Below are 19019 nucleotides of genomic sequence, written 5' to 3'. Positions count from 1 at the left end.
TTTTAACGGACGAAAACCGCCACCATAACACAGCCTTGCACACGGGGATCCGCGCTCCCCCGCAATTATGGATATGCCTCAGCCCTGCACCAGACGCAGATGTCCGCGCCGGGCGCTCAACGCCGGGTGAGGGTTAATAATCAGATACAAAAAGGGTCGCCAGGCCATAACGCCTCCGTTGCCAGGGTTTATAACAACTCTGGCAACGGCGCGGCTCGCTGGCGTTCCCCCGGAAGTGGGAACCGCATGTTTGCACTCATACCTCTGGTTGACTCTCAGGAGCCGCTGGCCTGCACCGTCATCTGTGATTTGCGATTCATCAGCATAAACACCGCCAGCCCGGCCAGCAGGATCCCCGGCGCGGAAGCGGCCATCACCCCTACCGTTCCGGTGCCCAGCGCCAGCATCTTACCCGCCAGTAACGGGCCGCTCATCGCCCCCAGACGCCCGACCGCAACCGCAGTGCCCACGCCGGTGGCGCGGATCGACGTGTTGTAAAACAGCGGTGCCAGCGCATACAGTACGCTCTGTCCTCCGGTGGCGAACATGCCCGCCACAAATCCGGCCACCAGCATGCCGCTCAATGACGACACCGTCCCCAGCGCCAGCAGCGAAGCCAGCATCCCGGTGTAAATCAGCAGCGACATCACCACCGGGCGCAGTTTGTCCATCAACGCCCCGAGAATTAACGTGCCGCTGGCCGCGCCGATTTGCAGGGCAAACATCACGCCCGCCGCCTGCGAGGGCTTAAAGCCCTGCTCCACCAGCAGCATCGGCAGCCAGTTAATCAGCATGTACACCACCAGCAGGGTGAAGAAATAACACAACCACAGCAGCAGCGTGGCGGTCGCCGTCGCGGGCGCAAACAGGGCGCGTAGCGGCGCGGCAGCCACCTGCGTTTGCCGGGCATAAACCTGTGATTCCGGCAGCCAGCGCATCAACAGCGGCACAAGCAGCAGCGGGATCACCCCGCCCACCCAGAACACCGTTTGCCAGGCAGACGCCAGACCGCTAAACCCGAGCGCTGCCGCCAGCGCCGCGCCAATCGGTACGCCGCAGTACATCAGGCTTACCGCCGTGCCGCGAAAACGCGGCCCCGCCGCTTCGGAGGTGAGCGCAATCAGGTTTGGCAACGCCGCTCCCAGCCCGACGCCGGTCATCAGACGGGCAAAGACCAGTGATGAGAAACTCCACGAAATCGCCGTCGCCAGCGAGAACAGGCCAAACAGCGCCACGGAGGCAATGAGAATGCGCTTGCGGCCATAGCGGTCGGCCAGCATGCCGCCCACCAGCGCACCGGGCAGCAGCCCGAGAATGCCCGCGCTGAAGATCCAGCCCATCTGCATTTTATCCAGCGCAAACGCCTGGGCGATGCCGACGGCAGCGATACCGGCGGCCTGTAAATCCAGCCCTTCCATCAGGGCAACTAAAAAACAGAGCCCGACGGTCAGCGTCAGGCGGGAAGAGGATGCGGGGGTACGGGTCGTCATAAAATGTACCTCTGAGGTTTTGATGCAGGTGAATCGCGGCTGATACGTTGCCAGCCGCGTCATCATTTTTATTTGCTGTTGCGTAGATCCAGCGCCACGTCAACGATCATATCTTCCTGACCGCCCACCATCCGGCGTTTGCCCAGTTCAACCAGAATATCCACCGCACTCAGGCCATAACGCGCCGCCGCCACTTCGCAATGGCGCAGGAAGCTCGAATACACCCCGGCATAACCCAACGCCAGCGTTTCGCGATCCACCCGCACCGGGCGGTCCTGCAGTGGACGCACAAGATCGTCGGCGGCGTCCATCAACGCATAGAGATCGGTGCCGTGCTGCCAGCCGAGCTTATCCGCCGCGGCGATAAACACCTCCAGCGGCGCGTTGCCTGCACCTGCCCCCATCCCCGCCAGGCTGGCATCGATACGGTCACAGCCCTCTTCCACTGCGGTAATCGAGTTCGCCACGCCGAGACTCAGGTTATGGTGGGCGTGCATGCCGGTTTCGGTTTCCGGCTTCAGCACCGCTTTCAGGGCACGGAAGCGGTCGCGGATATCGCTCATGTTCATCGCGCCGCCGGAATCCACCACGTAGATACAGGTCGCGCCATAGTTTTCCATCAGCTTCGCCTGCTGTGCCAGATTTTCCGGCGTGGTCATATGGCTCATCATCAGAAAGCCGACGGTGTCCATGCCCAGCTCACGCGCATACTGAATATGCTGAGCCGACACGTCCGCTTCGGTGCAGTGCGTCGCCACGCGCACCACCCGCGCGCCGGCCTGGTACGCATTTCTCAGGTCGTGAATCGTACCGATACCTGGCAGCAACAGCGTGGCGATCTTCGCGTGCTTCACCACGTCTGCCGCCGCTTCAATCCACTCCAGATCGCTGTGCGCGCCAAAGCCATAGTTAAAACTGGAGCCCTGCAAACCGTCGCCATGTGCCACTTCAATCGAATCGACTCGCGCATCGTCCAGCGCTTTGGCGATCTGGCGCACGTTATCCAGCGAGTACTGATGACGAATGGCGTGCATGCCGTCGCGCAGGGTCACGTCAGAGATATAGAGTTTTTTACCGTTCATGCTGCTTCTCCTGCCTGACGGGTGAGTGACTGCGCCATTTTCTCCGCGGTCGCCAGCGCGCTGGAGGTCATAATGTCGAGGTTGCCCGCGTAAGCGGGCAGGTAGTGCGCGGCACCTTCCACTTCCAGATACACCGCGGTTTTCAGACCGGAGAACTGACCAATGCCCGGCAAATTGACCGGTTTATCCTGCGGGATGACCTCAAACTGCACGCGTTGCTTCAGGCGATAACCCGGCACGTAAGCCTGCACCGCCGCCGCCATCTCGTTAATCGACGACTCAATTTCCACCTGGGAAGCCGTTTCGCTCAGCACATACACCGTGTCGCGCATCATCAGCGGCGGCTCGGCCGGATTCAGCACAATTATGGCTTTGCCTTTTTCCGCGCCCCCCACCACTTCAATGGCTTTCGAGGTGGTTTCGGTAAACTCATCGATATTGGCGCGCGTGCCCGGCCCGGCGGATTTACTGGCAATAGAGGCGATAATCTCGGCGTAATGGACCTTTGCCACGCGGGAAACTGCCGCCACCATCGGGATCGTCGCCTGCCCACCGCAGGTCACCATATTGACGTTCTGCTGGTCAACGTTCGCGTCCAGGTTCACCACCGGCACGCAGTACGGGCCGATTGCCGCAGGCGTCAGGTCGATCAGGCGGATACCCGGTTTCACCGCACGTAAGGCGGCGTCGTTTTTCACGTGCGCACCCGCGCTGGTGGCATCAAATACAATGTCGATATCGGCAAATTCCGGCATGGCTATTAACCCCGTCACCCCTTCATGGGTGGTGGCCACGCCCAGACGTCTGGCGCGCGCCAGCCCGTCGGATTGCGGGTCGATCCCCACCATCACCGCCATCTCCAGATGCACACCGTGACGCAGAATTTTAATCATCAAATCGGTGCCGATATTGCCGGAGCCGATAATGGCGACTTTACGCTTACTCATGACTGACTTCCTTTTGACACCGCCGCAGAAAACGTGGCGGCAACTGAACCAATACCGTCGATATGGGCTTCAAAACGATCGCCCGCATTCACCGCCACCATCGGACCTAACGCGCCGGTAAGAATGATGTCTCCAGCGCGCAGCGGCTCGCCGAGGCTGGCCATTTTGCGCGCCAGCCAGACGGCAGCGTTGATCGGATGTCCCAGACATTCGCTGCCGCGCCCGCTGGACACCTCTTCGTGATTGCGCGTCATTTTCATCGCGCAGTTTTTCAGATCTAACCCTGCCGGACGCTGCGCCGGACCACCGACCACATACACGCCGCAGGAAGCGTTATCCGCCACGGTATCGACAAACTGAATCGACCAGTCGCGGATACGGCTGCCGACCACTTCCAGCGCGGGCAGCACCCACTCGATGGCGCTATACAGCTCGTCAAACGTGGTGTCGGCATTGGGCAGATCGCGGTTCAGCACCAGCGCAATCTCCGCCTCAATGCGCGGTTGCAGCACGCGGGCAAACGGGATGGTGTCGTTATCGCCATAGCACATGTCGGCAAACAGCGTGCCGAAGTCTGGCTGATCGACGCCCAGTTGCTGCTGCACTTTCGGGTGCGTCAGCCCCACTTTGCGCCCGACCACGCGACGCCCCTGCTCAACGTCGTACTGCACGTTGATGCGCTGAATGGCGTAGGCCGCTTCGGCGTTATCCACGCCAATCCGCTCACGCAGCGGGGCTATCGCGACGCCCTGTTCCTGCGCCTGACGTAAATCGGCGGCCAACTGTTCAAGATTAAGATTCGTCATGTCCGTTCCTTAAGGCCGAGCGAGGAAGTTCAGCACCAGCTGGTTAAAAGCATCCGCATGCTCCCACTGCGCCCAGTGCCCGCAGTCGCGGTAGATGTGCAGCTCAGAGCCGGCAATCCCGGAGAGCAAACGCAGACCGGCGTCCATCGGCACAAAACGGTCGTTGCGTCCCCAGACAATCAGGGTCTGGGCTTTGATTTCCGCCAGGCGTGGGCCAAAGTCCGGGAACTGTTTCGGGTTGGCTTCCAGGCTCTGAACAAAGTTTTCCAGGTGATCGCGGCGCGACAGCATATTGTTCAGACGCGCCTCAAACAGCGCCTCGGTCAGGTCACGGGTGTCGAAAACAAAGATCTCCATCATCAGCTTCAGATTTTCGATGGTTGGCTCGCGATACAGCTGATTCAGGCGCTTGATGCCTTCCGTCGGCATCGGCGTAAACAGGCTCATCCCGCCCGTCCCGCCGCCCATCAGCACCAGTTTGCCCACGCGCTCCGGCCAGCTCAGGGTGAACGCCACAGAACTGTGACCGCCCATCGAGTTACCCAGTAGGTGGATTTTCTGAATATCCAGTTGATCGACCACGCTTTTCAGAATGCGGGCATTAAGATCGGATCGCGAACCGCGGTTAACGATCCCATCGCTTTTCCCCCAGCCCGGACAATCCAGCAGGATCACCCGGTATCCGGCCTCCACCAACGGATCGATATTGCGGCTGAAGTTCGCCCAGCCCGTCGCGCCGGGACCGGAGCCGTGCAGCAGCACGACGGTCTCTTCGCCCTGCCCACAGTCATTGAAATGTACGCGTAGGGTTTCGCCTGCTTCCTGTACCTCAAGAAAACGGCTGGTCGCGGCTTCGGTTTGCGGTTGGTAAGTCATGATGTTCTCCTGCCTGTTCAGTTCTGTTTCAGTTCTGTGTAGTGGCGCTCAGGGAGCCAAATCCCGCGATCCACTCCGGGATCGGTCGGTAATAACGGCCTTCGCTGCGCCAGTTGCCAAAGGCAGAAATGGCGGCGAAGGCCGCAACCCAGGTTTTGACTTCGTGCGTCGATTTGCCTGCCATCGCGGACAACTCTTCGTTGCTGACCGTATCCAGTTCCTGCAAACGTCCCTGCTCAAGCAGGGTCATAAAGCGGTTATCCCAGACGGGGTTAAGCGGATGCAGCGTGTTCTGATCGGTAACAAACTTCTCGGCGGCGCTGATCACCCGTTGCTGGCGCAGTTCACGCTCGTTTTCGGGCAGTTGTTTTCCGCTACCGAGCAGGCGGTCGCGCATATGGGCATCGGCCTTCGCCAGTTCCGGCACCGGTGGCTGATGCGACAATCCACCAGAGCCTAAAAACAGCACGCGCTTATTCAGCGAACTGGCGAAGCGGCCAATCGCGTCACCGAGCATGCGGGTACGCTGAAAGCCCGGCAGGGGCGTGGCGACGCCGTTAATAAACACCGGCAGCACCGGCACCTTATCCAGCCCGCCGAGCAAAAATTCCAGCGGCTGCGCAAAGCCGTGATCGACCTGCATGTTGTAGGAGACAGCGAGATCGATGCCGCTTTTCATCACCGCGTGGGCGCAGGCTTCAGCGAGATCCGCAGGCACCGGCAGTTCCCCCGCCGCGCTACCGAAATCGCCAATCGCCGTGGCGCCCACGCCTAAACAGAACGGCGGCATCACATCGTAGAAAAAACCGTTGTAGTGATCGGGGGCAAACAGCACCACCAGTTCAGGATCGAACGCCGCAATGCGCGCGCAGGCGCTGGCGATCACACCGTTGACTTCATCGAGCACGGCCTGCGCCGGATCGACATACCCCACCAGCGGCGAGTGGGAAAGACAGTGAAGATAAGCGTGCATATCAGGCTACCTTTTCAACAGGAATGTCGGCATTAACACGGGTGAGCGTCATCACCGACGCCAGTTTATTCAGGGTGCTCCCCAGGGTTTGCGGGATGGCAACGGCGGCCACAAAGCGGTCCGGTCGCATCACCACCAGCGCGGCGTTATGCTGCGCAAACCACGCGCGCAGACGGTTTTGCGTATCTCCAATACGGAGAACGCCGTCGTGGTTATCCTGATCGGTGACAATCTGCGTATCCGGCACCACCTGAATAAACCGCGTGCCCAGCGCTTGCCACTGCTGGATCTGCGCCTCGCTCATACCCCACAGCGGATTACAGCCCCAGCCGATCACGGCAAAATTCGGCCCGATAACGTTGTCGAGCAGCGTCACGTCGCCCGTTTCCAGCGTCACTTTCGGCTGGATAAACATCTTGCCGACGGGCGAGGTTTTCGCCCCGCCTTCACGTACCAGCGCCCCGGCGTGGTACTGCGGCATCGGCTTAAAGCGCATTTCCAGGAAGTAGCGTTTGACCGGCGGAATGAAGTTCAGCAGCCAGGAAACCCCGTCGCGCACCGCGCCGTGCCAGCGTTTCGGCGGCGCCAGCACGTTGCCTGCGGTGACGGAGAGGTCGATCATCGCTTTGGCGTGGTCGCGGCGTTCCTGCTGGTAGGTATCCAGCAGCGCATCACTCGCCTTACCGTTAATGACCAGCGCCAGTTTCCACGCCAGGTTGAAGGCATCACGCATGCCGCTGTTGTAACCCTGCCCCTGCCAGACCGGCATAATATGCGCCGCGTCACCCGCCAGCAGCACGCGATCAATACGAAAACGTTCGGCCAGACGGGCGTTATGGGTATACACGCGCTGGCGGATCAGTTCGACGTGGTCCGGGTTTGGCAGCACCTTACTCAATAACTGGCGCATATTTTGCGGCTCGCTAAGCTGGGCTTCGGTTTCCCCCGGCATCACCATAAATTCAAAGCGGCGCACCGCATGCGGCAGCGCGGCGGAGACATACGGACGCACCGGATCGCAGCACAAATACACATGCGGCGTACTGAGCGGATCGTTGGCGATATCCACCACAATCCACTGATTCGGTGCGGTTTTGCCTTCAAACGGCACATTCAGCGAACGTCTGACATGACTGCCGCCGCCGTCGCAAGCCACCAGCCACTGGGCTTTCACCGTTTCACGCTGGCCGTCCGGCGCTTTCAGATTCAGCGTCACCTCGCCATTTTGCTGGCTGAAGGCTTCCAGTTCGCGGGAGAACAGGCAACGCACGTTGGGAAAACGCGACAGCCCTTCCAGCATCACGGCGTCTACCTGCGGTTGAATAAACGCGTTGCGCCGCGACCAGCCAAATTCGTCAGTCATCGGCTGAATATCGGCAAAGCAGCGGCCTTTCGGGGTGAGAAAGCGCATCGCGTGCCACGGGGTGGTGTGCGGCAGAACGTTATCGACCAGACCGACGGACTGCATGGTGCGCAGCGCTTCATCGTCGATGCCGATGGCGCGGGGATAGTCGATCAGCGTGTCGAGCTTCTCCACCACCAGCACCTCAATGCCCATCTGACCAAGATAGTTGGCCATCATCAGCCCTACCGGACCGGCACCGGCAATGGCCACCTGCACGGTATGCTGAACAGCGGGTTGGATATCCGGGTTTATTGTTGTCATTTCAGAACCTCACTACTCGGACAAAACGCAATTGCAGACCCTGGTGAGGCGCAACTTGTTTTGTTAAAAAGATGTGAATAATTTTTTATTGTGCGGTCAGTATAGGAGTGCGTTTTTACGCTACAATCAAAACATGCCTGGATGTGCACCAGGTGCACAACGTTGTTTTACCTGTAGATTTGTCAATAAATATGAAAAATGACGACGGTACTGAGTACAAAACAGTGCGTGGGTTAACGCGCGGATTAATGTTATTAAATATGTTAAACCGGCTGGATGGCGGGGCCAGCGTCGGCCTGCTGGCAGAGCTGAGCGGCCTGCATCGCACCACGGTCAGACGCCTGTTGGAAACATTGCAGGATGAAGGCTACGTCCGGCGCAGCCTGTCGGATGACAGCTTTCGCCTAACCATCAAAGTCCGCCAGCTCAGTGAGGGATTTCGTGACGAACAGTGGATTTCCGCGCTGGCCGCGCCGCTGCTGGGAGATTTGCTGCGCGAAGTGGTCTGGCCGACTGACGTGTCCACGCTGGATGTGGACGCCATGGTGGTGCGTGAAACCACCCACCGCTTCAGTCGCCTGTCGTTTCACCGGGCGATGGTCGGTCGTCGTCTACCGCTGCTGAAAACCGCCTCCGGCCTGACCTGGCTGGCTTTTTGCCCACAAAAGGAACGCCAGGAACTGATTGAAATGCTGGCGTCACGACCGGGAGAAGCGTTCCAGTTAGCGCGCGAACCGCTGAAGCTTGATGCCATTCTGACCCGCGCACGTAAAGACGGCTTTGGACAAAACTATCGCGGCTGGGATCAGGAAGAGAAAATCGCCTCTATCGCCGTACCCATTCGCAGCGAACAGCGGGTGATCGGCTGCCTGAACCTGGTCTATATGGCCAGCGCGATGACCATCGAACAGGCTGCGGAAAAACATCTTCCGGCCTTACAAAAGGTGGCAAAACAGATTGAAGACGGCGTGGAGTCGCAGGAGATTTTGGTTGCCGGGAGGTGAGATAGATCACAATTATGCGGCACATCGGATTACGCGGCGCTCGAGGCACAGGCGACGGGTACCGCATATCGATATATCTGGTTATATACCCGTCATACTTCAAGTTGCATGTGCGTTGGCTGCGCTCGTTCACCCGAATCACTTACCCGAGTAAGCTCATCGGGATTCACTTCCTTGCCGCCTTCCTGCAACTCGAATTATTTAGGGTATAGATGTTTTCTATAACAAATAGATAATTAGAGATTTGCAACGTTGTGATATATTTTCTGAACGTCATCGTCATCTTCAAGGGCATCAACAAGTCCTTCAAAGATTTCTAAATCTTCTGGTGAAAGTTCAATTTCTGCTTGAGCAATCATTTCTAATTCTGTTGTTGTAAACTCAGTAATTCCGGCTGCTTTTAATGCTGCAATGCCTTTATGAAGATCCGTAGCTTCAGTATAAATAACGATACTACCTTCTTCTTCGGTTACATCACGAACATCAACTTCTGCTTCCAGCAAAATTTCAAAAACATGATCAGGGTCAGTGCCTTTAAATACAATGACTCCGGTATTGTCAAACATATAGCTGACAGAACCCGCCGCACCGATATTTCCGCCTTTTTTATTGAAGATTGAGCGAATATTAGCAATCGTACGGTTAACATTTGACGTCAACGTTTCAGCGATAATCATTGAACCGCTTGGTCCAAAGCCTTCATAACGCCCTTGCATGAACGTTTCATCGCCGCCACCTTTGGCTTTATCTATTGCTTTATCAATAACGTGCTTTGGAACTTGTGCTTGTTTTGCACGTTCAATAACGAATTTTAAAGCGGTGTTTAATTCTGGATCGGGTTCACCTTGTTTCGCAGCAGCATAGATTTCCACACCGAATTTTGAATATACTTTAGACGTTGCACCGTCTTTAGCCGTTTTTTTACCAACAATATTGGCCCATTTACGTCCCACTGGAACAGTCTCCTCGAAAATTTATTTACATTACTGACAGGTTAATAACCTGCGTATTTTTCCGCCATATTATATCATCATACGTAAATCCTCGTCTATGAGAAAGAAAAAGATCCTAATTTTACGTAATGCTACTTTAATTTAACCAATAGTTAATATTATGGATAAGCTATTTCCAAACACCCCTTTAGTTCTTGTGTTTTTATTATTAATTATTGAACCGCAGCAATAATAGATAAGACAAGAGAAGCAAAAGGGATAATCCAGGCATTGCTTACAGAGCACTATAGGTCATCATGCGAAGCGCCTTTGTCAATTCGCATATGAGTAAATATCTGTGGTTCTCCTTGAAGAAGACATTGCTTTAACGTTGGAGTCCCGCCTGAGTCTACAGGTGATCATGTTTATCATTTGACCATAAGAGCCTTCGAAGTCTCCCGCTCTGATTTGCTAACGGTCTGCTTATAGCACGGAGCGGGAGAACAAACTGAAGTGAATGTCCGCAGTGAGCGAGGAGCAGACGTTATGCTTGAAAAGCCCTCCCAGGCTGCATTTTGGAGTTTTAGTGCAACAGCACTTTACCCATCAGATAAGTTGTTGCCTGCCCGCCAATGTGGACACGATCACCCAGAAGTTGACAGCGTAAATCCCCACCACGCTCGGACACCTGACGCGCCAGCATCTGTGTTTTGTTCAGTTTTTCAGCCCAGTAAGGAATGAGCATGCTATGTGCCGAACCTGTGACAGGGTCTTCCGCTACGGCTTCTCCTGGGCAGAAGAAGCGGCTGACGAAATCGTATTCCCCTTTGCCAGGCGCTGTGATGCAGACCTCTTTTCCAAGCGGGAGCATGGCATTGATATTCGGTCGTACTGACTCTACCTGCTGTTGATTCTCCATCACGACCATGTAATCACGTGCCACACGCACTTCTTTGCATTCAGTGATACCCAGCGTTTCCAGCAATAAAGGCGGCGGCATGACGGGCTCTGTTTCCCAGGCAGGAAAATCAAGCGTCAGCCATTCGCCACAGCGTGTCACCGTCAGTGGGCCAACGAACCGGGTATCGAAATGGATAGTCGTGTTCGGATAATCAAGATGTTCAAAGATAACGTGCGCTGCTGCAAGTGTGGCATGCCCACACAGATTAACTTCACCCTGAGTGGTAAACCAGCGCAACTCGAAGCCATTATCATTGGTGACAAAAAATGCTGTTTCTGACTGGTTATGCTGTTGAGACATTTTCAATAATGTCTCATCGGTCAACCATTCTGTAAGCGGACATACTGCTGCGGCATTACCGCCAAAAGTGGTGGTGGTAAAAGCATCTATCATGTAAAAATCAATTTGTTGCATAGCGTAAACCTCTAATCGCTCTCGGGGTAGCGCACACTCTACCATGCCGCGATAACATGCCATTTCGAATTTTATTCTGTATTCAGCCCCCCCGAATAATGGAGTGTAGCGGCTAACGGAAACTGACCATGGTATTGAGTTTTCTTGAATCATTTTAATGTCTGCTTCTGGCACAGGGCTGCTGATGCAGCCCTGACAACCTTAGACTTCGATCGATTCAGAGATCTCTAATGCATCATCGACTTCAATGCCCAGATAACGGACTGTGCTTTCCAGTTTCTTATGGCCCAACAGAAGTTGGATCACCCGGAGATTCTTGGTTTTCTTGTAGATTAGGTAAGGTTTTGTTCTTCTCATGGAATGTGTGCTGTAAAGCGAATCTTCGAGACCAAGCTTTTCTATCCACCCATGAAAAATTCGGTTGTATTGCCGGGTAGATATGGGCTGGTTAGTTCCGACTCGAGACCGAAACAAGAAGTCTTTACTATGCAAATTGCCAAGCTTTATCAATGCAGCAACAGCTTCTCTTGTCCCTTTGGTTATCTCAAACTGCACAGGGCTACCGGTTTTCTGTTGCAACACCGTAGCTCTGCTTGAAACAGAGCTACCATATGCAACATCAGATACTTTGAGTTTGACCAGATCACAGCCTCGTAGCTTACTGTCCAGAGCCATATTGAACAGAGCTAAATCGCGCGTTTTACCTTCCAGTTCAAGCCGGATTCGGATCCCCCAGATATGAGATATCTGAAGTGGTCTTTTTTGGCCGATGATACGGTCTTTGTTCCACGGTGACGTGTTCATACTCAAATCTCCTGCAATGTGGGAGATTTGAGTATGGTTGTCCCTTATGAGCGAGGAGCGGACCTTCTCGCCCTGTACGAATAGAAAGCTACAAGTTGTAGCTCCATCTTCCAGATAGTTACAGGTAAAACGGTATATTCCAGGATTACCTGTACTGAAGTCCGGTTACACAGCTCTTTTTATGTCGGGAACCATCCGGGAGTCTTCTGAATCGCATGCCATAGTTTTTCAGGGATCGCCAATTCATCTGAGCGTTGAGACAGGATAAGTTTGTTTTTTACCTTATCCTCATGGCCTGCCTGCACCAGTTCCATCCAGTTGGGATTCATGACAATCGTCCGACCTAAGGCAACCAGTGACAACCCGGCCTTCAGAGACCGTTGAGCCGCTTGTGACGAAGTAATTTTTCCCGCTGCCAGCAAAGGCAAACGCCCATTAAACTGCTCTACAAACCGCGCCAGGATCGTATCCTTACCCTCACTGCCCTGCGGCCGATCGGTCAGTACGTCGTGGAGTGAGATATGGAGATAGTCAATGAGAGTCTCTTTCTCTAACTGACCAGCCAGAGCCTGGGAGTCATTAATCCGTAATCCTCCGTCTCCTGACTCTTCCGGCGATAACCGGTAACCCAATAAAAAGGGTTTCCCGGCATGAGTTTCAATAACCCGCCGGACTTCCCTAACGACCTCCAGCGGAAAACGCATCCGGTTTGCTAATGAACCACCCCATTCGTCAGTACGCTGGTTAAACCAGGGGAAGAAGAAATTCTGGATAAGAAAACCATGCGCACCGTGCAATTCAACACCATCAAAACCGGCCTCAATTGCGCGGCGAGTGGCTTCGCCGAAGTCATGAATGACACCAGAAATTTCGTCATGACCCAAAGCCCGGCTGGCTTGTTCGCCACGATTAAAAGGGTCAGCCGGAGCGGCCAGGGCGCTGGCGCTGACGATCTCTCCACCAGGGATGAGTTCGGGAACCGCTTTATTACCGGCATGAAACAGTTGCAGGATTGCCAGCGCCCCCCCGCTTTTTGCTGCATCAGCCAGTTTCCTCAGACTCGGGATAAAACGATCATCGTAGGCTGCGAATTCATTGGTGAAACCCACACCGTTTCTCTGAACATGAGCGCATCCCGTTATCACTAATCCCACACCGGTAGCGCGCGCCCGATAATAGTTTACTTCTTCATCTGAAATCGTTTCATCGTCATTAGCGGACCATGTGGTCATCGGTGCCATAACGACGCGGTTACGCATCCTGAGGCCATTTTTAAACGTGAAGGCCTGGGTTAATAAGTCAGTCATTGTACTCTCGATATTTAAAGCATCGGGTGCTTACACCCATTAATCAAAATCAGTGGTATTACTCAGCACCGCAAATTCGCGTATCTCTTTAATACGGGCTTCCAGCGAAGGCATTACAAAACTGATAGCGTCATTTCCTATTAGCAGCTGTCGAGGTGGGTTCTCCATTTCAACCACCTGACAAACCACCTGTGCGAGTTTGGCCGGGTCCCCTTGCTGTTGACCATCTGCGGATGCCAGCAGCTCACGCGCATCGCCATAATCGGCATAGTCCTCAATCTTTTTTTCGCCATAGTGGGCCGAACTATTACTGAGAAACTCGGTGCGGAAAAAACCGGGCTCAATTGCGGTGACATGAATACCAAGCGGCGCAACTTCATCGGCAAGTGCCAGGGTCATACCTTCAACGGCAAATTTCGAAGCTGAGTAAAATGTGGCGTTTGCGACCGCTTTGACACCCGCGATCGAGGACGTATTAATAATGCGTCCGCTACGCTGCTGGCGCATGACTGGTAACACAGCGCGTAGCACATTGGCCGTGCCGAACACGTTGGTGGTAAACTGCAGCTCAATTTGTTCAGCGGTTGCCTCTTCAAAGCGACCCAGCAGGCAGAATCCTGCGTTGTTAACCAGAACATCAATACGCCCGAAACGGCGAATAGCGGCATCAACGGCAACCTTAGCCTGGTGCTCATCGCGAACATCAAGCTCCAGCAGCGCAATATTCTCCGCCGCTACCGTGCTGAATATTTGGCGTAATTTGTCCATATTACGTCCCGTTGCCACCACACGATCTCCCTGCTGCAAAGCGGCATTCACTATACTGGCCCCCATACCGCGGGCAGCCCCGGTTACAAACCAAATACGATTCATCTCAGCTCACCTTGATAAGTTTAAGAACCCGTACTGCAATTCAGGCTGTACGGGTAAAAGGGCATAATTGATTTACATAAAGTACGGCTTGTCGCCATCGGTCCCGGGCTGGTTAACACCGATATTTTCACCAATATGTTGTTCAGGTTTATCAATCATATCGCTGATTAATGCGGCAACGCTTTTGCGGGATACCACCGTGCCTTTGAACGGCTCATTGCGGGTAGTGAGCTCATAATCAACCGTATCTTCATCCGTCAGCCAGGCCGGACGCAGGATGGTGTAATCCAGCCCGGAGGCTTCAATCGCGTCAGCCGCACGGCGGAATGGCCTGAGCGGTTCGCCGATAGTGGCGTTATTCCACTCGCCGAATTTCCCCGGGACTTCATCATAAATACCGAGAGAAAGGACGAAAATCAGGCGTCTTACGCCAGCGGCTTTCATCGCCGCAATCACCGCCTTCGCCTGAAGATCCAAATCTTCCCCGGTCAGGTTGGCGTACACCACATCCTGACCCACCATGGCCTGTTCCAGCGCTGTATGGTTTAACACATCGCCCATGATAATCCGGCTATTGAGCGGGTGTGGTGTGTGGATTTTGACCGGATGACGGGCAAATAATGTCTGTGTGACGCCCGGTTTATCCGCTAATTGGTCGATAACATGGCGGGCAATCTGCCCGCTGGCGCCAAGTACCAGGACTTTTTGAATGATGTTTTTCACGGGGCATTACTCCAGGTGTGCGGCAAAGAACGGAAGCACTTTTGACATCGCTTCACGAACCGCTTCCGGTTTGTCATACAGTTCGTAATGCGAAAAATCGGCTAATGAGACTAACTGGCGGTCACGGGAAACGGCAGCCCGTCCATAGATTTCCAGACCATCACGGTAAGCCCCGAAAGCGCCCACTTTTTCACCGACCACCACCATCACGGGTTGAGTCAGCAACACTTCCGCAAAAGCGAAGGCATCCCAGGCCAGCGTTTTCTGCGCATGTGAGAACACCATTCGCGTTGCCCCACCTGGCTGCTGGCCGCGCGGCGTTTTGTAGTAGTCTGTTGCCTCAAACACGTCACGCTCAGTCAGTCCACTGGCCATTGCTATTTCCGGGTTGGCGGGGAGCAGTTCATTAACCTGAATTTCCCCTCCTCGGGCTTCATTTGTACGCTGTGCCGCCATCGCATTCAGCGCGCCAATAGGGTCGTAATTGCTGAAACCTTCGCGAAAAAGACGGCCGATGTTTACGCCGGTGATGCTCACCACGGCTTTAATACGCTTCTCCGTCAGTGTGGCATTAATGGCATAGCCACCGCCGCCGCAAATACCCAGCACGCCAATCCGTTCAGCATCGACGTAAGGCAGCGTTACGGCGTAATCAATAACGCGACTGATATCTTCCACGCGCTGATTCGGATCCTCCACCCAGCGTGGAGAGCCGCCGGATCCCCCCTGGAAACTGGCGTCATAGGCGATCGCGACATAGCCTGCTTCAGCCAGCACTTTTCCGTAGACATTGCCGGACGTCTGTTCCTTACAGCTGCCAAAAGGGTGGACGCTGATAATTGTCGGATACTGTTTTGACTCATCGAACGCCGGTGGAAAATGAATACTGGCCGCAATGTGCCAGGCCATATCGACGTTCTGGATTTGAACATCTTTCATTACAGCGTCTCCTCAAAGAACGGGGCTAATACGGAAACGGCTTCCGCAACGTAGGCTTTACCGTCATACAAGTCCATGTGGTTGGCGCCTTCGACAATGTGGTACCGCTTGTCCTGGCCTGAGGCGCGATCGTACAGGTCGTCACTCATCCATTTACTTCCCGCTACGCTACCCGCCACAATTTGCAGCGGCTGGGTCAGGTAAATCTCCGCCATATGGTACGCGTCGTAGGTAATGATCTGGTTGAGGCTGCGCAGCGTGGCGTATCCAGGGGCCGTCGGGTACTGTGCCCGTGGCGTGTGGTAGTACTCCCAGGCCTGGCGCAATTCTTCATTTGGTGCATCAGACTCTTTCATGGGCGCCAGCGGCATGGTGGCATACTCACCGCTGCTAATATCGGTACTACGGGCATTTGAACCCGCTTCAACGTACGGCAGCGCATCAATGGATTTCACATTGTTTTCCCAGCCGTTGCGGAACATCGAGCCGATATTGACGGCGCTGACGGTTCCGATGGCCTTGATACGGCGATCCTGAATCGCGGCATTGGCGGTGTAGCCCGCACCGGCGCATATTCCCATCGCGCCAATTCGCGCGGTGTCGACATAAGGAAGCGTGGTCAAGTAATCAATCACTGCGCTGACATCTTCGGTACGGATATATGGGTTTTCCAGCTGGCGCGGTTCGCCGCCGCTTTCGCCCTGATAAGACGCATCGTAAGCCACGGTCACAAACCCTTGTTCTGCCAGCTTTTCGGCATAGGTACCGGCGGTTTGTTCCTTAACGCCGCCCCCCGGATGAGAAACCACAATGGCCGGGTACTTGCGGCTTTCATCAAATGCGGGTGGAAAATAAAGTACAGCGGACAAAGAAATTGTCGGGATATTGCTGTTGGTGAAGCTGATTTTCTGGTTCATCATCCGGTTCCTCATTGGGCTGTCGGCTATCTGTCATGTTTGATGGGATAACTATAGCCATTGATCATTAAGATGATTAGACCCAAAATAATGATTGGACTTATCATTTAAATGATTAATTGCCGGATGAAAACACAGAGATGAAACGCGATGAGATAGCCGATCTGATGGCATTTGTGGCCGTCGCCGAAGAGCGTAGTTTCACCCGGGCTGCCGCCCGTCTGGGCATGGCCCAGTCAGCGCTAAGCCAGATAGTGCGCCGAACAGAAGAGCGCCTGAGCCTGCGGCTTCTGACGCGTACTACACGCAGTGTTGTTCCCACAGAGGCGGGTGAACACCTCTTGTCTGTTCTTGGTCCAATGCTGCACGACATAGACTCGACCCTGGCCTCATTAGGCGATCTGCGTGACCGCCCCTCAGGCACAATACGCATTACCACAGTGGAACATGCCGCAAAGACCATATTGTTGCCCGCCATGCGCACGCTGTTGAAATCTCACCCTGACATTAATGTGCAGCTGCTCATCGATTACGGCCTGACTGATGTCGTCTCAGAGCGTTTTGATGCCGGGGTTCGTCTGGGGGGAGAGATGGATAAGGATATGATTGCTGTTCGAATCGGGCCCGATATCCCGATGGCAATTGTTGGTGCGCCAGAATATCTCTCGCGAAAAGGTATTCCAGTGTCTGTGGCGCACCTGGTCGATCATCAGGCTATTAATCTGTACCTTCCTTCATCGGGTACCGCGAATCGCTGGAGATTAGTGCGTGGAGGGCGCGAAGTCAGGGTTCGCATGGAAGGACAACTGCTATTGAATACGATAGACCTGATCCTCGATGCAGCGATTGACGGGCACGGCCTCACGTATCTGCCTTATGACCAGGTTCAGCAGGCTATTGAAGAAAAAAAACTGACCCGCGTTCTGGAGAAATTTACACCCGACTTACCAGGGTATCATCTGTACTACCCACACCGCCGCCATGCGGGTTCGGCATTTTCTCTGTTAATTGATGTGCTTAAGTATAATGGATCTGTTTAGATATCTTTTCGATGATGAGTTCAGGCATTCAGGGGAAACTCGCGTGTTCTGTACAACGTCCGCTTCTGGCACAAAGCCGCCCCAAACGCAGGTCTTTAATAGCAGCCAAGAGCGGACTGACCTATACAAGCGTTACCATCCAGACATGGAAGATCACCCCAAAAAAACGCTCGTAAACCTTCTGGACAACCTTTTCCCGAGCATTTAGCCTCAATTATATTTTTTATAGCTGTCAGGCTACTTCATTATGAAAAATGATATCAGAACCCTCGACCTTAACCTTCTTAAGGCACTTGATGCGTTACTGGATGAGGGAAGCGTGACTCGGGCTGCACAGCGGCTCTCCCTGACGCAGCCTGCCGTCAGTGGCATGCTTACCCGCTTGCGTGATTATTTTGGCGACCCACTCTTTGTTCGCACCAGTCACGGTATGGTCCCCACTCTGCGGGCCAACGAACTTGCTATACCGGTAAAACAAATCCTCACCGATATCGCAATCCTGCTGAAACCAATGCAATTTGATCCCATGACGGCGGAACTGACTTATACCATCGTCGCAACGGACTATGCGCTTAAGGCCGTTGTCGTTCCGTTGATGGCTGCGCTGAAACAACGTGCGCCGCATATTAAAATTGCCGTGCGGTCTGTGGACAATGAGCGAATGTATCAGCAGTTGTCTCGGGGCGAAGTGGATCTTGCTTTGGTTACTCCGCAAACAACCCCCGATGACCTGCACGGAAGATCGCTCTATGAAGAAGAGTATGTCTGCGTAGCGCGAAGTCATCATCCTCTGGCAGCGAATTCGGAAATGACGCTCGAACAATTCTGCAAGCAGGAACATATTCTGGTGTCGACAGAAGGTCACTTTACCGGTGTAACAGATGAAGCACTGACTCAGCTCAATCTGACACGACGAGTGGGCATGTCGGTTAATAGTTTTCAAGTGATACCGGATATATTGCGATTGACCGATATGATTGCCGTTGTGCCTCACCGCATGGTTCTGACTAACAACGATCTCATCATTCTCCCTTTGCCCCTGAAAATACCGGGTTTTACCAAGAGCATGGCCTGGCATGAACGAACCCATCGTGACCCGGGTCATCAGTGGATTCGTGCTTTATGCGTAGAAGTCAGCCAACATCCTGGCCCCTGATATAATTTATCTTATAAAGAATATAAGTAATGGCAATTCGTCTTATAACTCCATTGCGCCAATAATCACTGCCATCACGTTGTTGCCGTAACGGCACACGCAGTGCAAT

General features: G+C 54.2%; 18 protein-coding genes. 3 read left to right on the top strand and 15 right to left on the bottom strand.

The window, feature by feature from the left end:
* Positions 1–275 precede the first annotated feature (275 nt).
* The 7 genes from mhpT to N7268_RS10540 form a co-directional block, all read right to left on the bottom strand.
* A complete protein-coding gene (gene mhpT, locus N7268_RS10570; protein ID WP_260862862.1) occupies positions 276–1490 on the bottom strand; it encodes a 3-(3-hydroxy-phenyl)propionate transporter MhpT in 1215 nt (404 codons plus the stop codon).
* Between the two features lie 68 nt (positions 1491–1558).
* Entirely contained in the window at positions 1559–2572 is a 1014-nt protein-coding gene (mhpE, locus tag N7268_RS10565) for a 4-hydroxy-2-oxovalerate aldolase (protein WP_260862861.1), read from the bottom strand.
* The gene (gene mhpF / locus N7268_RS10560) at positions 2569–3519 is read right to left on the bottom strand and encodes an acetaldehyde dehydrogenase (protein ID WP_260862860.1); all 951 of its coding nucleotides are present in this window, start codon (positions 3517–3519) and stop codon (positions 2569–2571) included. The genes mhpE and mhpF overlap by 4 nt, the downstream gene beginning before the upstream one ends.
* A complete protein-coding gene (gene mhpD / locus N7268_RS10555) occupies positions 3516–4325 on the bottom strand; it encodes a 2-keto-4-pentenoate hydratase (RefSeq protein ID WP_260862859.1) in 810 nt (269 codons plus the stop codon). The genes mhpF and mhpD overlap by 4 nt, the downstream gene beginning before the upstream one ends.
* Positions 4326–4334: 9 nt before the next feature.
* Complete coding sequence (gene mhpC / locus N7268_RS10550; RefSeq protein ID WP_198905184.1) at positions 4335–5201, bottom strand: 2-hydroxy-6-oxonona-2,4-dienedioate hydrolase; 867 nt, start codon at positions 5199–5201, stop codon at positions 4335–4337.
* Positions 5202–5229: 28 nt separating this feature from the next.
* On the bottom strand, positions 5230–6174 hold the full coding sequence (gene mhpB / locus N7268_RS10545; RefSeq protein WP_260862858.1) for a 2,3-dihydroxyphenylpropionate/2,3-dihydroxicinnamic acid 1,2-dioxygenase: 945 nt from the start codon (positions 6172–6174) through the stop codon (positions 5230–5232).
* Between the two features lies 1 nt (position 6175).
* Complete coding sequence (locus N7268_RS10540; RefSeq protein WP_260862857.1) at positions 6176–7840, bottom strand: bifunctional 3-(3-hydroxy-phenyl)propionate/3-hydroxycinnamic acid hydroxylase; 1665 nt, start codon at positions 7838–7840, stop codon at positions 6176–6178.
* 191 nt (positions 7841–8031) lie between these two features.
* On the opposite strand from N7268_RS10540, the gene N7268_RS10535 reads away from it, so the two are divergent.
* Positions 8032–8844: a DNA-binding transcriptional regulator gene (locus tag N7268_RS10535; protein WP_260862856.1), complete on the top strand. Its 813-nt coding sequence runs from the start codon at positions 8032–8034 to the stop codon at positions 8842–8844.
* Positions 8845–9080: 236 nt separating this feature from the next.
* On the opposite strand, the gene N7268_RS10530 is transcribed toward N7268_RS10535, so the two are convergent.
* The 8 genes from N7268_RS10530 to N7268_RS10495 all read right to left on the bottom strand — a co-directional run bounded on the left by N7268_RS10530 (position 9081) and on the right by N7268_RS10495 (position 16717).
* Positions 9081–9797 (bottom strand): YebC/PmpR family DNA-binding transcriptional regulator, encoded by a 717-nt coding sequence (locus N7268_RS10530; protein WP_260862855.1) that lies wholly within the window; start codon positions 9795–9797, stop codon positions 9081–9083.
* A gap of 562 nt (positions 9798–10359) precedes the next feature.
* Positions 10360–11151 (bottom strand): PhzF family phenazine biosynthesis protein, encoded by a 792-nt coding sequence (locus tag N7268_RS10525; protein ID WP_260862854.1) that lies wholly within the window; start codon positions 11149–11151, stop codon positions 10360–10362.
* 201 nt (positions 11152–11352) lie between these two features.
* Complete coding sequence (locus N7268_RS10520) at positions 11353–11955, bottom strand: site-specific integrase (RefSeq protein WP_167809196.1); 603 nt, start codon at positions 11953–11955, stop codon at positions 11353–11355.
* A 179-nt stretch (positions 11956–12134) separates the two neighbouring features.
* Positions 12135–13262 (bottom strand): NADH-dependent flavin oxidoreductase, encoded by a 1128-nt coding sequence (locus N7268_RS10515; RefSeq protein ID WP_260862853.1) that lies wholly within the window; start codon positions 13260–13262, stop codon positions 12135–12137.
* A gap of 39 nt (positions 13263–13301) precedes the next feature.
* Complete coding sequence (locus N7268_RS10510) at positions 13302–14135, bottom strand: SDR family NAD(P)-dependent oxidoreductase (RefSeq protein WP_141964751.1); 834 nt, start codon at positions 14133–14135, stop codon at positions 13302–13304.
* Positions 14136–14207: 72 nt separating this feature from the next.
* Entirely contained in the window at positions 14208–14846 is a 639-nt protein-coding gene (locus tag N7268_RS10505) for an SDR family oxidoreductase (RefSeq protein WP_142255902.1), read from the bottom strand.
* Between the two features lie 18 nt (positions 14847–14864).
* Entirely contained in the window at positions 14865–15797 is a 933-nt protein-coding gene (locus N7268_RS10500; protein ID WP_260862852.1) for an alpha/beta hydrolase, read from the bottom strand.
* Complete coding sequence (locus N7268_RS10495) at positions 15797–16717, bottom strand: alpha/beta hydrolase (RefSeq protein ID WP_126765035.1); 921 nt, start codon at positions 16715–16717, stop codon at positions 15797–15799. Before N7268_RS10495 ends, N7268_RS10500 begins: the two co-directional genes overlap by 1 nt.
* A gap of 137 nt (positions 16718–16854) precedes the next feature.
* Between N7268_RS10495 and N7268_RS10490 the strand changes: the two genes are divergently transcribed.
* Together N7268_RS10490 and N7268_RS10485 are read left to right on the top strand one after the other, a co-directional pair.
* On the top strand, positions 16855–17754 hold the full coding sequence (locus tag N7268_RS10490; RefSeq protein WP_126765033.1) for a LysR family transcriptional regulator: 900 nt from the start codon (positions 16855–16857) through the stop codon (positions 17752–17754).
* A gap of 247 nt (positions 17755–18001) precedes the next feature.
* Complete coding sequence (locus N7268_RS10485; protein WP_260862851.1) at positions 18002–18910, top strand: LysR family transcriptional regulator; 909 nt, start codon at positions 18002–18004, stop codon at positions 18908–18910.
* The last annotated feature ends 109 nt before the right edge of the window (positions 18911–19019 follow it).

The organism is Citrobacter sp. Marseille-Q6884, from assembly GCF_945906775.1.
Classification (GTDB): Bacteria; Pseudomonadota; Gammaproteobacteria; order Enterobacterales; family Enterobacteriaceae; genus Citrobacter.
This window is presented reverse-complemented; position numbering and strand designations above follow the sequence as displayed.

Bases quoted from the DNA above. Each gene is read 5' to 3' on its own strand.
- mhpB (WP_260862858.1), bottom strand. From the start codon at position 6,174: ATGCACGCTTATCTTCACTGTCTTTCCCACTCGCCGCTGGTGGGGTAT.
- mhpC (WP_198905184.1), bottom strand. From the start codon at position 5,201: ATGACTTACCAACCGCAAACCGAAGCCGCGACCAGCCGTTTTCTTGAG.
- N7268_RS10525 (WP_260862854.1), bottom strand. From the start codon at position 11,151: ATGCAACAAATTGATTTTTACATGATAGATGCTTTTACCACCACCACT.
- mhpD (WP_260862859.1), bottom strand. From the start codon at position 4,325: ATGACGAATCTTAATCTTGAACAGTTGGCCGCCGATTTACGTCAGGCG.
- N7268_RS10495 (WP_126765035.1), bottom strand. From the start codon at position 16,717: ATGATGAACCAGAAAATCAGCTTCACCAACAGCAATATCCCGACAATT.
- N7268_RS10500 (WP_260862852.1), bottom strand. From the start codon at position 15,797: ATGAAAGATGTTCAAATCCAGAACGTCGATATGGCCTGGCACATTGCG.
- N7268_RS10540 (WP_260862857.1), bottom strand. From the start codon at position 7,840: ATGACAACAATAAACCCGGATATCCAACCCGCTGTTCAGCATACCGTG.
- N7268_RS10535 (WP_260862856.1), top strand. From the start codon at position 8,032: ATGAAAAATGACGACGGTACTGAGTACAAAACAGTGCGTGGGTTAACG.
- N7268_RS10515 (WP_260862853.1), bottom strand. From the start codon at position 13,262: ATGACTGACTTATTAACCCAGGCCTTCACGTTTAAAAATGGCCTCAGG.
- N7268_RS10490 (WP_126765033.1), top strand. From the start codon at position 16,855: ATGAAACGCGATGAGATAGCCGATCTGATGGCATTTGTGGCCGTCGCC.
- N7268_RS10485 (WP_260862851.1), top strand. From the start codon at position 18,002: ATGAAAAATGATATCAGAACCCTCGACCTTAACCTTCTTAAGGCACTT.
- N7268_RS10510 (WP_141964751.1), bottom strand. From the start codon at position 14,135: ATGAATCGTATTTGGTTTGTAACCGGGGCTGCCCGCGGTATGGGGGCC.
- mhpF (WP_260862860.1), bottom strand. From the start codon at position 3,519: ATGAGTAAGCGTAAAGTCGCCATTATCGGCTCCGGCAATATCGGCACC.
- mhpT (WP_260862862.1), bottom strand. From the start codon at position 1,490: ATGACGACCCGTACCCCCGCATCCTCTTCCCGCCTGACGCTGACCGTC.
- N7268_RS10520 (WP_167809196.1), bottom strand. From the start codon at position 11,955: ATGAACACGTCACCGTGGAACAAAGACCGTATCATCGGCCAAAAAAGA.
- mhpE (WP_260862861.1), bottom strand. From the start codon at position 2,572: ATGAACGGTAAAAAACTCTATATCTCTGACGTGACCCTGCGCGACGGC.